Genomic DNA, 16,822 nt, shown 5'->3' with positions numbered 1-16,822 from the left:
TCCGCATGGCCCGGGCAGTCCACATGCGCGTAGTGACGGTTCTCCGTCTGATACTCCACATGCGCCGTCGCGATCGTGATCCCACGCTCGCGCTCCTCCGGCGCCTTGTCGATGTCGTCGAACGCCGTGAACTCCGCCAGGTCCTTCGTCGCCAACTGCTTCGTGATCGCCGCCGTCAACGTCGTCTTGCCGTGGTCCACGTGACCGATCGTGCCGATATTCACGTGCGGCTTCGTCCGCTCAAACTTCTCCTTCGCCATGGTCGAACCGACTCCTTATAGGAAGATAGAACCCCGGAAAGGGGCGCTTTGCTGATCTCTTCGTCCTAGACCCGAATTCCGCTTGTCTGCCGATGGGCCTTTGTGGATATACCGCCAAAACCCGCCAAGATGGAGCCCACGACCGGATTTGAACCGGTGACCCCTTCCTTACCAAGGAAGTGCTCTACCTCTGAGCTACGTGGACAGACCCCGCTAAAATGCCGCTACCGTAAACACTCCCCTACCGACCGCACCAAAATGGTCGGCTGGGGGACTCGAAAGTATATGACCCGAAGTCGAGGCTGTAAAGGGGGGTGGGCGCCCTTTTTTTCGCTCGCCCCAAGTACCGGGGCAGGCGCGCCAGCCGCATCGGGGACACGATTCCTTCGTGTGTCCCCTCCCGACTGGTCTTCGGCGGCTCTGCCGATCGGCACAGAAGCGCGCAGTCGACCTCTTGGGGCCAACGCCGGACGATTCAAACACCTTCGGGCGGCAGGCACACCGACCCGCTGACGAGCCCCTGGACGATGAAATCCACCGCGGCGGCGTTGCCGGCACGGTTGAGATGCGGGTCGGCCTCGCTGATTCGCAGAGCCGGATCCGTCGGCCACGGCATCTCGAGGGCCTTGATGCCCAGGCTCTCCTGATAGGCCACAAGGGCCTCGCCGGCCACATCGAGGGTCGAATAGTCGAAGACATTGACCAGATCGATATCTTGCTCATCGGCCCAAACAGCCATCTTCCGGAGTGCTTCGCGATAGCCGCCCTCTCCCACCATGTGCCGGTAGCGCTCGGGAATCCGGGCCATGTCGACGTCGCTGACGAAGGTCGCGAGCCTGTTCGGAGCAAAGGTGAACCAGCGCTTGGAGCCGGTCAGCCGCTTCACCAGATCCCAGAGCGCCGAGGAGCCTGGCTTCCGGCTCTGGAGCAGAAAGTGCGGGAGGCCCATGTCATTGGCCACGAACAGGACGACGACACAATCCGGCTCGAGGTCCGCTCCGAAGGTCTCGAGCCAGGCCGCCTCCTGGTAGGCGCTGTAACCCGGAATGCCGGCGTTGACGACTTCGACGGCGACGGTAGCGGCCGCGGCCAGGGCCTTCTGAAGCTGCACCGCAACGGTGTCCGCTTCGGGGATTCCCCAGCCAAAGGCGTGAGAGTCGCCCAACGCGAGCATCCGGAAGGTGCCCTCGGGCTTGGGTGACGCCGGCTCGGAGCTGCCGCGCACGCCCCTTGAGTTGGTCGTCACGCGGGCGCCTTCAAAGCACGTGTCGACGCCCGGACGCAGCTCGTAGATCAAGTCCGGATGCAGGCTGGGGTCGACCAGATGGCGCAACAGAGCCTGTTGCGCTGGCTGGCGGCAATCGCCCGCGGGCGGAGGAGCCTCGAACCTGGCCGCGAGCTCGGTCAGGGCATCGATCTCGGGTGCCGGCTCGGTGGCGAGGCGCAGCCCGATCTCGCCCGCCCCGAGGCCGGCGATGACCCCGATCAGAAGCGCCAGGAGCCGAAAACCACGATTGCCAGTTCCTGCTCCCATGAGGTGGGAAGGATAACCCGGCCCTGAACCATCGAGTCGGTTGACTATTCAAAGAATGGAGCGGGAGACGGGAATCGAACCCGCGACCAACGGCTTGGAAGGCCGAGACTCTGCCACTGAGTTACTCCCGCTCGTGGAGCCGCGCGGCCGAACGGCCTGCGGGTGACCCGCAAAGCCTCGCAGAAGAGGCCTGAAACTTCAAGGCTGGCGGTCGCGCTCGGCTTCCTGAGACCACTTCCAGCCCCTTAAGCTGCCTCCCCCGGGGCAGCCTTCGTCGGCGAATCCGGCCAGAACCCCGTCACGGCCATCGCCGTCCAGATCCGCTAGCTGGACATGGTAGCCACGACACCCATTTCCACCGTCCTCTGAGCTCAGTGCGGGACCGGGTTCGAGGCTTCCGGCCGCGTTTACGAAAGCTCGAAGGGCCCCTGATTCGCTCAGGACAATGAGATCCGAATCGCCATCGGCGTCCGGATCCCCCGCCGTCATGGCGGTGGGTCTCTGGGCAGATTCCGACCAGAGCAGCTGGCGACGTGCCCAGGTTCGATCTCCGGTGGACAGCAGTAGATCGACGCCGACTCTTGCTCGCGGCGTCTGGAGGTCGGTGTATGCGACGGCCAGGTCGTCGTCGCCGTCGCCGTCGAAGTCGGCCGCAGCCACGGCGTCGATGTAGCTTGACGGTCTCGCCACCTCGAGCTCGGCCGGCGCAAATGTGCCGTCCCCGGCTCCCCAGAACAAAACGCCGCGTTGCCCCTGAACGTGGCTCGCGGTCACGATGTCTGGACGCCCGTCTCCGTCGAAGTCACCCAGAGCCAGGTCGTCTCCGAAGAGACGGCCGCGCTCGGGCTCGACGCGCCTCCAGTCCCAGGCCCCGGGCGACCGGTTGAGAAGCACCCGCAAGCCATAGGATTCCATCTCGGGTCCTCCCCGTAGCCGCGGTCCTTCGCCGATCGCGACGATGTCCGGACGGCCGTCGCCATCGAGATCTGCCACGGCGAGGGCGCGAGATGAGAATGCGGGCCCCCCAGGCTGCGCCGCAAGAAAGCTCGCTTGCTTCGAGAAGCTTCCCCGACCGTCGCCCAGGAGCACGACCAGGCCGCGCAGGTGGATTCCGAGAGCCAGGTCGGCGTGCCCGTCTCCATCGAAATCCGCCGCCGCGGCATCCCCATAGTCGAATGGCAGCTCTGGAAACGAAGCCCCGAGCCAACGGCTGAACCGCACGCCCGGCTCGCCGATGAAGATCCTGGGCTCGCCCATCTGCCGGCGCGGGGGACCGTGCACCAAGTCCAAGCGACCGTCGCCGTTCAGGTCCGCCAGGTCGAATCCGTTGCGCCACTGACCCTGCCGAGGCAAGCCTCGGGCCGTCTCGACCCAGGTTGCCCCGGCGCCGGTGCCGGCAACGAAGAAAGCGAGGCTACTCAGACCGGCGACGAGGAGCGGTGTTCGCAACGTCACCGAGTTTCTTCCTTTTCTGGCCGATGCCGTTCCCTGCGCTGCTCTTCCCCATTCGGGAGGCCCGGGCTCGCGCCCGCAGAGCCGCCGGCACCTGCTCGCCGCAGATGGACGCCGTGTGGTGAGCCCAGGCTTCTCCCTCCCGGCTCTTGAACCGCTGCCTGACATTGACGTATCCGTGGCCGACGGTCTCGTCCCCGGAATCGTCGGCGAGGGACACGAAGACCCAGCCGGTCTTGAATGGGCTGGTATTGAGCGGATTCTTGCCGACGTCCACGATCTGGGTCTCAGCCGGGAACGGAAAGCCCTCGAGCTCGCGGAAGTCCTCCTGATCGTTGAAGGCGACGATCTGAGTCGTATCCAGCGGGAACCAGCTCGGATCCTCGCTACAGTCGAAGGGTCCCTGACTCATGCCCGAGTCCCGCCAGACGATCGCTTCGGTCTTGAACTTGTTCTCTCTCTTGAACGGGAACATCCAGGCGTACCCCCCGCACTCGCGGTTGTCGCTGGCGTCGAAGTCGACGTAGCGGCCATAGAAGGTGAAGTTGCCGTCGGTCGAAAGCCCGTCGCTGGTGCCGGCCTCCACGTGAATCGCGGGAACCTCGCGCAGGAACTTGCTGGAGTAGGTCGTGATCGTCGCTTTGAGGACGTTGTTGTTGGTCGCGATGCCGGTGCCGCCGTTCTCGAAATAGCCGCTGTCTCCCGGGAACAGTCTGGTGCAGGCGCTGACCGCGTCGATCGTGATGTAGCCGCGCGCGACATTGCCGCTGCCGATCCTCCGGCCCTGGCACTGGCCGTTGTGGAAGTCGACCGGGTTTCCGAGATGCGCGTTGCGCAGGTCGGCGAGCGTGAAATCGTTCGAGGGGCTGAAATTGACGCAGCCCTCCCCATCCGTACACCTCGTGCACTCGCTGCTGTCGAAGCCGAGTACGTTCGGTATCTCGGGTATCGGCAGAACCCCGTTGGTGAACAGCAGGTCGACGTCGAACTCCTGGACGTCGAAACCGGTTAGAAAGATATCGAAGTTGAAGGTCGGTGCCGAGAGATCGCTCCACAGGATCACGTGGGCGAGTGTCGGCTCCGGCGCTGTGTTGATCAGAGTGACCCGGGTTCTCTCGAACTTGCTCTTGCCGAAGTTCCGGAAGTCCACCTCGAAATAGGGCACCAGAATCGTGGCGGCCGGAACGGCGTCGATGGTACATAGTTCGGCCGAGGCCGGCGCACCGAAAGCGGTAAGAAGGACCATAGCTGTGAGAAATCTACGAACCACCTGACTTGCCCCCTTCCTTGGGAAACCCATACGCCGATCGGTCGCTCGACCCAACCGGAAGCTCTCTGTAACAGAAACCGCAACGGAGTATACAAGAACGCCGCGCGCGCCTCTCTCCTTTACCGGTGTTGAGTTTTCACAGCTGCATCAGCGGGTCACATCACAGAATGCCCGAGCTGGCTCCAGGCGGAGCGGACGCGTGGGATTGAAGCATGGCTCGGAGTACCTCAGCTGAACCGAAGATCCTGCTGATCACGGCCGACCAGGTCCTGCAAGCGCTGGCGGTACCGGCTCTCAGCGATTCCGGCTTTCGCGTCTTCGCGACCTCCAGAGGCACCACGGCCGCGCAGGACGCCGCCACCAGCCCTCCCGATGCCGTCCTACTCGACCTTCTGGTCGAGGACGCCGACGCGGTCTCGCTGCGCAGCGAGCTTCGCAAGCTCCCGAACTGCCACGCCACCCCGATCTTCGTGATGTCGGACCTCTTCGACCCGGGCCTGATCACCAGTGTCTACAAGGACCCTTTCTCGGAGTTTCTACCCAAGCCGATCAACTGGCTGGTCCTTCCCCACCGGCTCCGGCAAGCCGTGGTGGTCGGCCGCTCGGTCGCCGAGCTGCACGAGTATCAACAGTCCCTGGAACAAGCACAGGACGCCGCTCGCTCGGCCAGCACCGAAGCGCTCAAGCTCCGAAACTTCGACCAGCTCACGGGCTTGCCGAACCGCGCCACGTTCACGGAGATCGTCGCTCTCGCCGTGGCTCAGACCCACAACCGCTCCGGAGAGATGGCGGTCTTGTTCATCGATATCGACAGTTTCAAGGAGTTCAACGACTCCCTGGGCCGGGACAGCGGCGACCTGCTGCTCAGAGCCATCGCGGGACGACTCCGGTCCGCGCTGCAGCAGAAGATAGGACAGCCCGACGAGTACGGCAGCGGTATTCAAGGGGCCTTGGCTCGAATCCACGCCGACGAGTTCGCGATTCTGCTCGATCAGGTCGGTGACCGCTCGCAGGTGAGGCGCCTGGCCGATGACCTGTTGGCCGCCGTGATGGCTCCCTACAGCGTAATCGGGCGCGATGTCTTCGTCTCCGCGAGCGTTGGAATGGCCTTCGCCTCGAGGGGCGAAGGCGAGGCCGTTCTTCAATGCGCGGAAACGGCCATGAGACACGCCAAGAGGGCCGGCGGAAAGACCGTTCGTCTCTACACCGACTCGATGAAAGACGAGGTTCTCGAACGGCTGGAGTTGCAGGAACGGCTTCGCCGAGCGATCGACAACAACGAGCTCCGACTCCACTACCAGCCCATCATCGATATCCCAACGGGCCAGATCGTGGGTCTCGAAGGCCTTGTGCGCTGGACGGATGCCCAGCGCGGCCCCATCTCGCCCGCGACTTTTATTCCGATCGCCGAGGAGGCGGGGCTGGTCGTCGCGATCGGTGACTGGGTCATCGCCGAGGCCTGCCGGCAGCTCGCCGCCTGGGTCGGTCGTGGGTTGCCGCCGCTGCGCATGGCCGTGAACGTAGCTCGCGCGCAGATCGAGGAAGCCCTGTGCGTGGAGAAGATGGAGACCATTCTCCGGGAGACCGGCATTGAGCCTGAGTATCTCGAGCTCGAGCTGAGCGAACGAGGTGTTTTCCGCAACGACCCTCTGACCCTGGAAAAACTGCGCCGACTCGAAGCTCTGGGCCTTACCCTGGCTATCGACGACTTCGGCACCGGGCAGACCACTCTCGCCTATCTCCAGAGCTTCCCCCTGGACGTGCTCAAAATCGACCAGTCGTTTGTGTCACGAATCGGCGAGGACCCCGCGACGGAAGCGATCATCCGAGCGATCATCGCCATGTCCCATGAGCTGGAACTGCGGGTCGTGGGTGAAGGAGTCGAGACGAAAGCGCAGGCGGAGACTCTGCGGACTCTGCAGTGCGACGAGTTACAGGGCTTTCTATACTACCACCCTCTGCCGCCCCGAGAAATCGAGCCCCTCCTGCGAGCTCAGGCCGATGCCGCCGCACAGAGACCGGCCGAAGATGTCCCGTCCTCGGACGGGACAGAAGGTCCCTTTTCGACCGCGCCGTCAGCCCTCGCTGCGGCAACCGAGGAAGAGATCTTCCGGATGGCCCACGTCGACTTCCTGACCGACCTGCTCAACCGCTATTCCTTTGAGAGGGCGCTGGAAACGACTCTGGCCCGTGCGCAACGGTTCGGCCATCAGGTGGCTCTCCTGGTCCTCGACCTGGATCAGTTCAAGGAGGTCAATGACTCTCACGGACACTCGGCGGGCGACGAGCTACTGAGCACGCTCGCCCGCCGGCTGAAGGCCATGGTGAGGCAGGTCGACTCGCTCGCGAGACTTGGTGGAGACGAGTTCGCCCTGATTCACAGTGAGTTCAAGACCCTCGACGGAGTCGCCACGCTGGCTCAACGACTCGGCGATGAGATTGCCAAACCTGTGAGCCTTGGCTCCCGAACGGTGCGCGTCACGGCCAGCATCGGCATTGCCGTCTACCCGCCGGGTGACTCCAGTCCGAAGAACTTCTACCGGCAGGCGGACCTGGCCCTCTACAAGGCGAAAGGAGAGGGTGGCAACTGCTTTCACTTCCACGCGAACGAGATGGATCGACAGGTGCAACTGAAACTGCAGCTCGGTCGCGACCTCGAGAAAGCCATCGATCGGGACGAGATGCACCTCGTCTACCAGCCCCAGTTCAGTCTGACCAACAGAATGATCGTGGCCGTCGAAGCCCTCGTGCGTTGGAGCCATCCCAAGCGCGGCCTGGTGCCGCCGAGCTCCTTCATTCCGATCGCCGAAGACAACGGCGAGATCATCCGAATCGGGGAATGGGTCTTGCGGCAAGCTTGTACCGAAGCCCGGTCCTGGATGGAGACGTCGGGAGTCGAGATCCCCGTTTCAGTCAACCTATCCTATGTCCAGTTCCGCTTACGAGAGTTCCCGAAGGCGGTAGAGCGAGTGCTGCGGGAAACCCAGCTGCCACCTCGCCTGCTCGAGTTCGAGCTCAACCAGCGAATGCTCTTGCGCTTCGAAAACGACCTCGAGAGGCTGACTCGAGGATTGGACTCTCTGGGCGTCGGCCTATGCGTCGACGACTTCGGCACGAGCCCGTTCTCGATCGAGGACCTGACCCACTTGCCCTTCAGCAAGCTCAAGGTCGACGGACGGCATATCCAGGCCTCCGATGAAGACGATGGCTGTCCGCCGCTGGTCAAGGCCGTGATTGCCCTCGGCAAGAAGCTCAACCTCGGAATCGTAGCTGAAGCGGTCGAGACCCAGGCTCAGCTGGCGGCTCTCAGGGACGAACGCTGCGACTTCGGACAGGGGCATCTCTTTTCAAGGCCGATGACCTCGGCGCAGCTCAGTGCCCGACTCGCGGCGGACGGCGCCGCGCAGAGCGAAGTCGAGGCCGACGTGTTGCCCTTTCCGCAATTCGTCTAGCGCTCGACGCGGCCCAGTCGCGAGCGAACTTCGTCGGCGATAGCCGCGAACTCGGGGTCGTCTCGCAGGGAATCGAGATCGCCATCCTCGAAGAGCCGCGGATTCGCCCACCCCGTGTCAACGGCCCGGCGCAGCGAATCGAGAGCAGCCGGCCGATCGTCGGAGAGTGCGAGGATACAAGCCTGATCGTAGAGGTTCCAGGCGAGAGCCGGATGCCGCGGGCCGAAGACCTGTTCGCGAATCGAGAAGGCCCGCCGGTAATGACGTAAAGCCTCTCGGTACTCCCTCAGACGGTAGTAGTGGAAGCCGAGCCCCTCGACGGCGCGGGCCGTGTCCAGATGGACCTTGCCGTGCGAGGTCTCCGCGATCCGCACGGCCCTGTCCAGGACCTCGCGGGACGCAGCGAATTCTCCGGCGTTTTCAAGGATCCTCGCGTAGGGAACCAGCGCCCATACGAGGTCCGGGTGCTCGGGCCCCTGAAAGCGCTCGATGATGCCCAGGGCCCTTTCGCACTTGGTTCGCGCCTCCTCGAGCTCCCCGTCTCGGCGGTCAACGGTGGCCAGCATGGTAAGCGGCGACGCCAGCCAGGGGTGATCGCGACCGAGAGAACGCTCCTGGATGGCGAGCCCGCGCTCGAAAAGCGGTCGTGCCTCGTCGTAGCGGAGGTTCTCGAGATAGCTTCGACCCAGACTCACGGTCATCATACCGACCGTGGTGTGGTCGGGGCCGAGCGCCCGTTGATGAATCTCGATGGCTCTTTCGAGCATAGGGCGCGCCGCCTCGTAGTCCTTGAGATCCATCAACAGGATGCCGTAGGAGTGCAGAGTCATGGCGATCCAAGGACTCACTTCCGGCTCCATCGTGCGATAGATATTCAGGGACTGTTCGAAGGCGTGGCGCGCCGCCTCGTAGTCACCGAGCCGCCAATGCGGCAGGCCGACGAACCCCCGGGCCACGGCTACGGCCACGTCGTCCCCGCCGAGCGATGCCTGATAGACGGCTGCGGAACGTTCGAGAAGCGCCGCTGCTTTGGAGTAGTTGCCGTCCCAGTACTCCAGCAGTCCCAACGACAGCAGACTGGCGCCGAGCTCCGGGACGGAGGGCTCCAAGTGCGTCTCTCGCAGCCGCAGGGAAGCTTCGAGGGCCTCGCGGGACCTCTGGAAGCGGCCCATGTTGCGATAGCCATCGCCGAGGATCTGGAGAAGTCGAGCTTGGACGACGGGTTCGTCGGTGAGCTCCCGCCCGATCCGCTCGGCTCCCCGGTCGAGCATCAGAATCGGCGACCCGAACCCTCCCATCTGCCCCGCCGGATCGATGTCGGAAAACATTCCCGCCAGCAACTCGGCGACCTTGCGGGAAGCCTCGGCCTCGCGCTGAGCGCGGAGCAGCCCGAGCGCCGTACCGATCACTCCCGCCAACAGGGTCACGACGATGAACGCACCTGCTGCGACCCCGGCACGATGCCGCGCGATGAACTTGCGCATGCGATAGACCGTGCCCGGAGGACTCGCCTCGACCAGCTCACTGCGCAGGTAGCGCCCGATGTCGGCCGCCAGCTCGGATGGCGAGCCGTAGCGCCGCGTGCGGTCTTTCTCCATCGCCTTCATCACGATCCAGTCGAGGTCTCCACGCAAGGTTCGAATCAGACCGCGGCTGTCGGTATCGCGACGCTGCGCCACCTCTCGCGAGACATTGCCGAAGCTAGAGACGCGAGTGCTGGGCCGGGGAGGCTCGATCTCGCGGATGTGGCGACGCATCTCATCGAACCCGGCGCTACGCAGCTCCGCCGCGTCCAAGGCCTGCCCGCCGGCGAGGAGCTCATACAACACCGCGCCCAACGAGTAGACGTCCGATCTGGTGTCAATGTCGATGCTCGTGATCTCCGCCTGCTCGGGGCTCATGTACTCGGGGGTTCCGATCCACTGTCCGAGCTCGGTGAAGAGGGTGCGTTCGGTAAGCCGTTGAGAGGTCGCCTTGGCGACCCCGAAGTCGATGATCTTGGGTACCGGCAGCCCTTCTTCGATCGCCACCAGGATGTTCGACGGCTTGATGTCGCGGTGGATGACACCCTTCTGGTGGGCGTGTTGCAAGCCGTCGCACACCTTGACGAAAAGCTCCAGCCGGTCGCGGATACTCAGCCGCCTTGCGTCGCAGTACTCATTGAGCGGCACTCCCTCGACGAATTCCATGGCAAAGAACGGGCGGCCTTCGACAGTGGCGCCCGCTTCGTAGGCTGCAGCAATGTTGGGATGGTTCATGAGCGCCAGCGCCTGGCGCTCGGACTCGAAGCGGGCCAGAACCTCCCTGGTGTCCATTCCCCACTTGATGAGCTTGACCGCGGCGCGCCGCCTAACCGGGCGCTCCTGCTCCGCAGCCCACACCTCGCCCATTCCCCCCTCACCGATCTTGTGCAGCAGCCGGTACGGACCCACCTCACTGGAAAGGTCCCGTTGTAGTTCCTGAGGCTGCGGCTGCCGGTCGAAAGACAGCAGTGCCTCGACCTCGCGGCGGAGGTCCGGCTCGCCGGCGCAGGCTTCATCAAGGTACTGCGACCGGTTCTCCGGCTCGCGCTCCGACGCCTCCAGGAACAGTCTCTTGACGCGAGCGAAACCTCTGGAGGCCCTCACGACTCTTCCCCTCCCCGCACGAGCTCGAGACGGAGCCAGGCCTGCGCATGACGCCAATCGTTTTCCACCGTGCGTTTCGACACGCCCAACGCTTGAGCCACCTCCCCAACTGTTAAGCCCGCGAAGAAACGCAGGGTGACGACACTGGCTTCCCGCTCGTCGAGCGCAGCAAGCCGGTCCAGAGCCCGATCGAGATCCAGGATCTGCTCCGGGCCGACATCTCCTCCCCTGAGCCTTTCTGGGACCTCGGTAAGGGTGACGTTGGCCCATCCAGCACCTCGCTTGAGGGCGAGTCGCTGCCTTGCATGATCCACGAGCAGCCGTCGCATGACCCGCGCCCCGACACCGAAAAAGTGCGTCCTCCCCTTCCAGTCGACCCGGGTCTGATCAACGAGCTTGAGATACGCCTCGTGAACCAGGGCCGTGGGCTGCAGGGTGTGACCGGACCTCTCCCAGGACATGTAGCGTCTCGCCAGACGACGCAGCTCGTCATAGACAAGGGGAAACAGATCTTCGGCGGACGGCCGGTCCGGCGTGTCTTCACGGCTCAAGGCGCTGACGATCTCGGTCGCGCGCGTCTTGGGATCGGCCGTCACAGTCCTTTCCTTCTATCAGCTACGGGAAAGCGGCGCTCGCGTTGCACCCCGGTTGCGGGGTTTTCCCCATCAATCCGCGTTAGCTATACAGGCTGCAAACAGCGAGCCAGGAGCTCTTCGGAGTAAACACTACCGATAGGAGGCAGTCGTGAGTCTCTCGAATGAACAACCTCTGACTCGAAACGGTGGCACCAAGCAGAGGTGGCTCTCCGTCCTGTGCCTGGCGCTGGCGGTGCCGGCGGGAGCCGCCACCCTGACCCAAGTCACCGACAACCCTGCTTCGGACTGGGATCCGTCGTGGTCGCCGGACGGCACCGTCTTGGTCTTTACCTCCGACCGGATGGGAGGCCATGATCTGTGGCTGACTCTGGCTGAGGGTGGGACACCGCTCCAGCTCGTGGACGGCCCCTACTGCTACCACCCGGTGTGGTCGCCTGACGGCAAGAGGATCGCTTTCTCTGCTGAGTTCGCCGGGAACGGAGACATCTGGACGGTCCGTCCCGACGGAGGAGGCCTGAAACAGCTCACGACCGATCCGGGCCGGGATCTGTACCTCGGTTGGTCCCGTAAGAGAATCATCTTCGAGTCGGACCGCACCGGCGACTGGGAGATCTGGAGCATCTCGCGCCAGGGCGGGGCCCCAACGCGCCTGACAGAGAGCGGGGGCCTTGACTACGGCCCAAGCGGCTCGCGCGACGGCTCCCGCATCGCTTTCAGCTCGCAGAGAGCGGGAACCTATGATCTCTGGCTCATGCCGGCTGAAGGCGGCGAGGCGACGCAGCTCACCTCCCTTCCCGACTCGGAATGGGCGGCCGCCTGGTCTCCGGGCGATGGCACGATCGCTTTTGATTCAGACCGGGGCGGCAACTGGGACATCTGGATGATCCAGACTAGTGGTGGTCGGCCATGGCGGGTCACGACCGACCCCGCCGACGACATCTTTCCCGCTTGGTCCCCGGACGGCACCAAGATGGCATTCTCCTCGGACCGAGCGGGAAACGAAGACATCTGGATTCTGGACTTGATAGGTGTCAGCGGTTGCGTGGAGCTCGGAGGTGAGCCCTTGTCCGGAGCCGAGCCGCTCCTGAAACAGGGGGGAAGGCCGAAGCGGCGCCTCGAGTCGGGCGCGGACGGCTGCTTCATCTTCCCCGCCCTCAGGGAGCAGAAGAAGTTCAAGCTCCAGCTCGACGGTCCCGAGGTCACAGTGGAAGGAGCGGAGCTCACCGCATGCTTCAACCTGAATGACGATCCCCTGGTCAGGGCGAAGGTGAGCTTGAAGCAACCGGGCAGTGGTGCAAGGAGTCAGCGTACCGGCGAGGACGGCTGCGTCCTCTTCGAGAACCTGGAGGCGGAGAGGAGCTTCAAGCTGACCTTGAAGGGCCCAAGGGTCGGCAGCCAGCCGGCCGGCATCTGATCGTTGCCGGCTGTCGAGACGAGAAGGAGAAAACATGATTCTTCGTTCCACCCGATTCGCCGTTCTGATCGTGGCTCTCGGGACCTTCACGCACGCGAGTGCCAGCTCGGCCAAGGTCGACCTCGGCCCCACCAAGTGGCCGCCCGGAGACTTGGAACACTACACCCGGTTGCAGAACTCCTTCGGTCGCAGTCAGCCGCCCGCTACGGGCCAAACCGGCCTCGTGGTCGGTACCTTGCAGGCGCTTGCGGTTCGGGCGGGGGTCGAGGCCCTTCGGCAGGGCGGAACGGCCGCCGACGCCGCCGTCACGACCGCGCTGACCCAGGTCACGCTCACGGCCGGCTCGGCGGTCAGCTTCGCCGGCCAGCTGGAGCTCGTCTACTACGAGGCCTCGACGGGCACCGTGCACTATCTCAACGGGACCTGGGGCATCCCCCAAGAACTGCCCTCGGGCACTGCGATCCCGGCCTGTGGTGTCCCCAGTGGGCGGCAGGTCCTTGTACCCGGCTTCATGGCTTCGCTCGAGGCCTTGCACGCCCGTTTCGGCGCCCTGCCCTTCAAGAAGCTGTTCGCTCCTGCTGTCTACTTCGCCCGCCAGGGATTCGAGATTAACGAAGGACTCGGCGGCAGCATCCGGCACTTCCAAGACACCATCACGCGGTTACCGGGGGGCCGCCGGATCTTTCTCAAATCGGACGGTACGCCGTATCAGACCGGCGACTGGTTCACGCAGCCCAGGCTTGCTCGGACGCTCAAACGAGTTTCCCGTCAAGGCAGTCGCTTCATGTACCGCGGCAAGTGGGCACAGAAGCTCGTTCGAACCGTCCGAGCCGAAGGGGGCGACCTGACCGAGGCTGACCTGCGTGCCTATGAGGCGCTCTGGATCCAGCCCGAGAGCTTCGATTTCGGCCGTTTTCGCGTCCACGGTCCCGGATCGCCGGCCGTTGGTGGCCTTCACCTGCGCGCCGCGATGGAGGGTCTCAATCCGGGCGAACTTCGGACTGCCGGTCACTACACGGTCTCAGCTGACGCGCTGGCTGCCATGTTGCGGGGGGTCGAGCGACGTTACCGGATCTCGAGAGCCGCCGGCGGTCACTCCGACGGCGTCGTGGCCATCGACGCCGATGGCAACGTGGTCGCGTTGTTGCACAGCATTAACACCTACGGCTGGGGAGCCACCGGTATCTTCGTCGACGGGGTCTCCATCTCGGATGCCGGTTGCAGGAACCCGCAGCAGATCGCGATCGCGGGTCCCGGCGGGCGCGTCGCACCACATGACAACCCCGTTGTCGTGACCCAGGAGGGGCTCCCCGTCGCCGCGACGAGCGCGGTCGGCAACGGTCTCTTTGAGGCGACGTTCTTTGGGCTCACCAACCTTCTTGCCTATCGAATGAGCCCAAACCAAGCGATCGACACACCTACATTCCACAGGGCCTCCACCTACGTCGGAGTGACCCACCAGACGACGCGAGGGGACTTCGCAGCAGATCTGCTCGAAGCGGTACGGGCTCGCGGCATCAGCATCCGGGAGCTTGCGCCAGGCCACGACTCCTACGGCTGGTGGATCGGAGCCACGATCGACCGACGATCGGGGGAACGGGTCGGCGCCACGGCGAACACCTTCAACGGACTTGCCCTGGCTCAATAACGGACCCGCGCGCTTCGAGAGGCTGTCCAGCAGAGCATCCGGCGCAAAGCCAGGCGAGGTAGCTTCTCGTAGTGCACGCGCAGTACCACTTGCGGTCTTTCCCCGGCCAATCCGCGTTACCTATGACGGCTGCGGATCGCCGAGTCCAAGCCTCGATGATGGAATCCGAAAGGAGGAGAAAGATGAAAACCGGTCCTTGGCTTCTCTTGATTCCTTTGGCGATCGGTATCGTCACCGATGCCGTGGCGCACACTCTTGGTGAAAAGAAGAAAGGAAGTAAGGGACGATATCTCGAAACTGCAGACGGCGTCCGTCTGGCGGACTACAGCGGCGCTCTCGTCATTCTCGAACCGGCCGAGATTCTCTCCGACAAGGACCGGCCGGTCGACACCGAGTCCGTTCGAGCCACGTCGGATGCCAGCCTGAGGCAGCACTTGGCATCTACCGGTCTATTCGGCCGAATCATCTCTGTGGCTCCACCGGAGCTGCCGGTGGGTGTCGCGGTAGTCCGGGTCGCGACTCGGCTCACGCTGCAACATGGATCACAGGCGATGCGGTTCTGGGCCGGCGGTGGAGCGGGAAAGTCCAAACTGCACATCCATATCGGCCTCTCGGATGCTCGCTCCGGGGACCGGATCGGCTACTTCAACGGCTATGGCACCGGAACCGGCATTTGGTCGATATCGGGAGGCGGCGTTCAACGCATGGCGCGGGACGACCTCGAGGAGAACTACGCCAAGCTCGGGGAGTATCTGGCGTATGCCGCGAAGTGACCCAGGGGACGGGAGGGAAGGACGTTGACCGGCAAGCGCAGGAGGAAGCGAGCGAGTCCGTGGACATGGGCTGTGAGAGTGCTTTTCGTCCTACTGGCGATCGCGGCGTTGTATGTCGGAGTTCTCGTCTACCCGGCTCCAGCCTTTGCCCACCACCATCGGATCGGCGCGTTCCGCGTCCACTCCGATCGAGTGCTCTCAGTCGATGCCGAGGAGCTCGTCGCGGAGGTCGCGAGGCGACTGGCTGCCATGGAGCACGAGTCCAGGGACAAGACCTACAACGTCTACCTGTGCCACAGCCTGCGCCGCTACAGCTTCTTTGCCAAACTGACCCGCCGTACGCCGTCGTCACAGGCCATTCTGCTCTCCGCCCCGGGCAACATCTTCGTTTCCATGCAGCGCCTCACTCAGCTCGCCGCCCAAGAGGGCGACCTGTTCGCGCATTCGCGTCTGGAGGGTAATCTGGCCTTCGCCATCGCCCACGAGATCGCACACTTCCTCGTCTTCGACGGCCTCGGGCTGGACGCGAGCCGCTCACTACCAACCTGGAAAAGCGAAGGCTGGGCCGACTACCAGGCCAGCCTCGCGGGAATCCGTAGCGATCCCGACTACGACCTGGCGCAACGGATCGACCTGTTGGACGACCCGGACCACTGGCAGAATCCACAGCTCAGAGACCGCCGTTTCTACGCATGGCAGCTCATGGTCGAGTATCTCGCCGAGGTGCGAAGCTACCCTTTCGAAGACCTCAGCCGACCCCACGTCACAGCGACCGAGACGTGGTCGCAGATGCGTGCCTGGCGTCGAGACATTCAACCGTCTCGAGAAGAAGAGGGTGGTGCGTGACGGGAGTAGGGTCAGTGTCCGGAGGCGGCTTTCAACGCATCGCGCGGGACGACCTCGAGGAGAGCCACACCACGCTGGGTGAGTATGTGGTCCAAGCCGCAGGCTTGCCCGAAGGATAGGAGAAAGGAATGTCTCGAAGACCGCGAATCGTTGTCCTCGTCGGCCTGCTCGTTCTTTCGGCGCTCGCGCCCCCCTCAGCGCTCGAGGCGGCCGGCGAGGATTGGCCGAGATACGAGACTCCGGAGGAGGCCGGCTTCTCGTCTGCAAGACTGGCCGAAGCCGAGTCCTACTGGCGGGGCCTGGAAGCCGCTTCGGTGGCGTCGTTCTTTCTCGTCTATAAGGGTAGGGTCCTGGCGGCCTACGGCAGTGAGAGCTACAACTACTGGTGTCACTCGGTCCGCAAGAGCTTGCTTAGCACTCTCTACGGGATTCATGTCGAGAAGGAAAACATCGACCTCGAGAGCACGATCGAAGAGCTCGGGATCGACGACGACCCGCCCCTCACTCGAGAAGAGAGGCGGGCCACGGTTTCCGACCTGATCAAGGCGCGGTCGGGCGTCTACCATGAGGCCGCGTGCGAAACTCAGGGGATGAGGGACGAGCGGCCCGAGCGCGGCTCGCATGCCGCGGGAACCTTCTGGTACTACAACAACTGGGACTTCAACGCCCTGGGGACGATCTTCCGCCAGCAGACCGGCCGGGACATCTTCAAGGAGTTCAAGAGAAGGATTGCCCGCCGGGTCGGCATGCAGGACTTCCGGGTCTCCCGTTGCGAGTACTTCGAACAGCGGCAGTTCTCGATTCACCCCTGCTACACGTTCAGGATGTCGGCCCGCGACCGGGCGCGTTTCGGGCAGCTCATCCTCCAGCGTGGACGCTGGGCAAACCGGCAGATCATTCCCGAAGCGTGGATCGACGAGAGCACCCGAGCTCATTCCGAGACCGGCCTT

General features: G+C 64.0%; 12 protein-coding genes and 2 tRNA genes. 6 read left to right on the top strand and 8 right to left on the bottom strand.

Annotation, left to right across the window (positions count from 1 at the left end; translation table 11 throughout):
• The 6 genes from tuf to GY769_24010 all read right to left on the bottom strand — a co-directional run.
• A partial coding sequence (tuf, locus tag GY769_24035; protein MCP4204989.1) for an elongation factor Tu occupies nt 1-260 on the bottom strand: 260 nt, incomplete at its 3' end.
• A 130-nt stretch (nt 261-390) separates the two neighbouring features.
• Nucleotides 391-465 (bottom strand) — tRNA-Thr (locus GY769_24030).
• Nucleotides 466-735: 270 nt separating this feature from the next.
• Nucleotides 736-1,794, bottom strand: a complete 1,059-nt coding sequence (locus GY769_24025; GenBank protein MCP4204988.1) for a hypothetical protein — start codon at nt 1,792-1,794, stop codon at nt 736-738.
• Nucleotides 1,795-1,850: 56 nt separating this feature from the next.
• A tRNA-Gly gene (locus GY769_24020) sits at nt 1,851-1,925 on the bottom strand.
• Nucleotides 1,926-1,992: 67 nt separating this feature from the next.
• A complete protein-coding gene (locus GY769_24015; protein ID MCP4204987.1) occupies nt 1,993-3,249 on the bottom strand; it encodes a VCBS repeat-containing protein in 1,257 nt (418 codons plus the stop codon).
• Entirely contained in the window at nt 3,209-4,516 is a 1,308-nt protein-coding gene (locus GY769_24010) for a hypothetical protein (protein MCP4204986.1), read from the bottom strand. Before GY769_24010 ends, GY769_24015 begins: the two co-directional genes overlap by 41 nt.
• Nucleotides 4,517-4,728: 212 nt before the next feature.
• Between GY769_24010 and GY769_24005 the strand changes: the two genes are divergently transcribed.
• A complete protein-coding gene (locus GY769_24005; protein ID MCP4204985.1) occupies nt 4,729-7,968 on the top strand; it encodes an EAL domain-containing protein in 3,240 nt (1,079 codons plus the stop codon).
• Here GY769_24005 and GY769_24000 read toward each other — a convergent pair.
• Both GY769_24000 and GY769_23995 read right to left on the bottom strand, forming a co-directional pair.
• On the bottom strand, nt 7,965-10,595 hold the full coding sequence (locus GY769_24000; protein ID MCP4204984.1) for a serine/threonine protein kinase: 2,631 nt from the start codon (nt 10,593-10,595) through the stop codon (nt 7,965-7,967). The genes GY769_24005 and GY769_24000 overlap by 4 nt on opposite strands.
• A complete protein-coding gene (locus GY769_23995; GenBank protein MCP4204983.1) occupies nt 10,592-11,191 on the bottom strand; it encodes a sigma-70 family RNA polymerase sigma factor in 600 nt (199 codons plus the stop codon). Before GY769_23995 ends, GY769_24000 begins: the two co-directional genes overlap by 4 nt.
• Nucleotides 11,192-11,339: 148 nt before the next feature.
• On the opposite strand from GY769_23995, the gene GY769_23990 reads away from it, so the two are divergent.
• The 5 genes from GY769_23990 to GY769_23970 form a co-directional block, all read left to right on the top strand.
• Complete coding sequence (locus GY769_23990) at nt 11,340-12,605, top strand: hypothetical protein (protein MCP4204982.1); 1,266 nt, start codon at nt 11,340-11,342, stop codon at nt 12,603-12,605.
• 34 nt (nt 12,606-12,639) lie between these two features.
• Nucleotides 12,640-14,253 carry a hypothetical protein gene (locus GY769_23985; GenBank protein ID MCP4204981.1) on the top strand — a complete coding sequence of 538 codons (1,614 nt, stop codon included), beginning with the start codon at nt 12,640-12,642 and terminating at the stop codon, nt 14,251-14,253.
• Between the two features lie 182 nt (nt 14,254-14,435).
• Nucleotides 14,436-15,026, top strand: a complete 591-nt coding sequence (locus GY769_23980) for a DUF4410 domain-containing protein (GenBank protein ID MCP4204980.1) — start codon at nt 14,436-14,438, stop codon at nt 15,024-15,026.
• A gap of 78 nt (nt 15,027-15,104) precedes the next feature.
• Entirely contained in the window at nt 15,105-15,872 is a 768-nt protein-coding gene (locus tag GY769_23975; protein MCP4204979.1) for a hypothetical protein, read from the top strand.
• 128 nt (nt 15,873-16,000) lie between these two features.
• Nucleotides 16,001-16,822: serine hydrolase (locus GY769_23970; protein ID MCP4204978.1), on the top strand; the 822-nt coding region annotated here is incomplete at its 3' end.

The sequence above is a fragment of the bacterium genome (assembly GCA_024224155.1).
Classification (GTDB): Bacteria; Acidobacteriota; Thermoanaerobaculia; order Multivoradales; family JAHEKO01; genus CALZIK01.
Note: the sequence above shows the minus strand (reverse complement) of the source record. Positions and strands in the feature narration are given on the sequence as shown.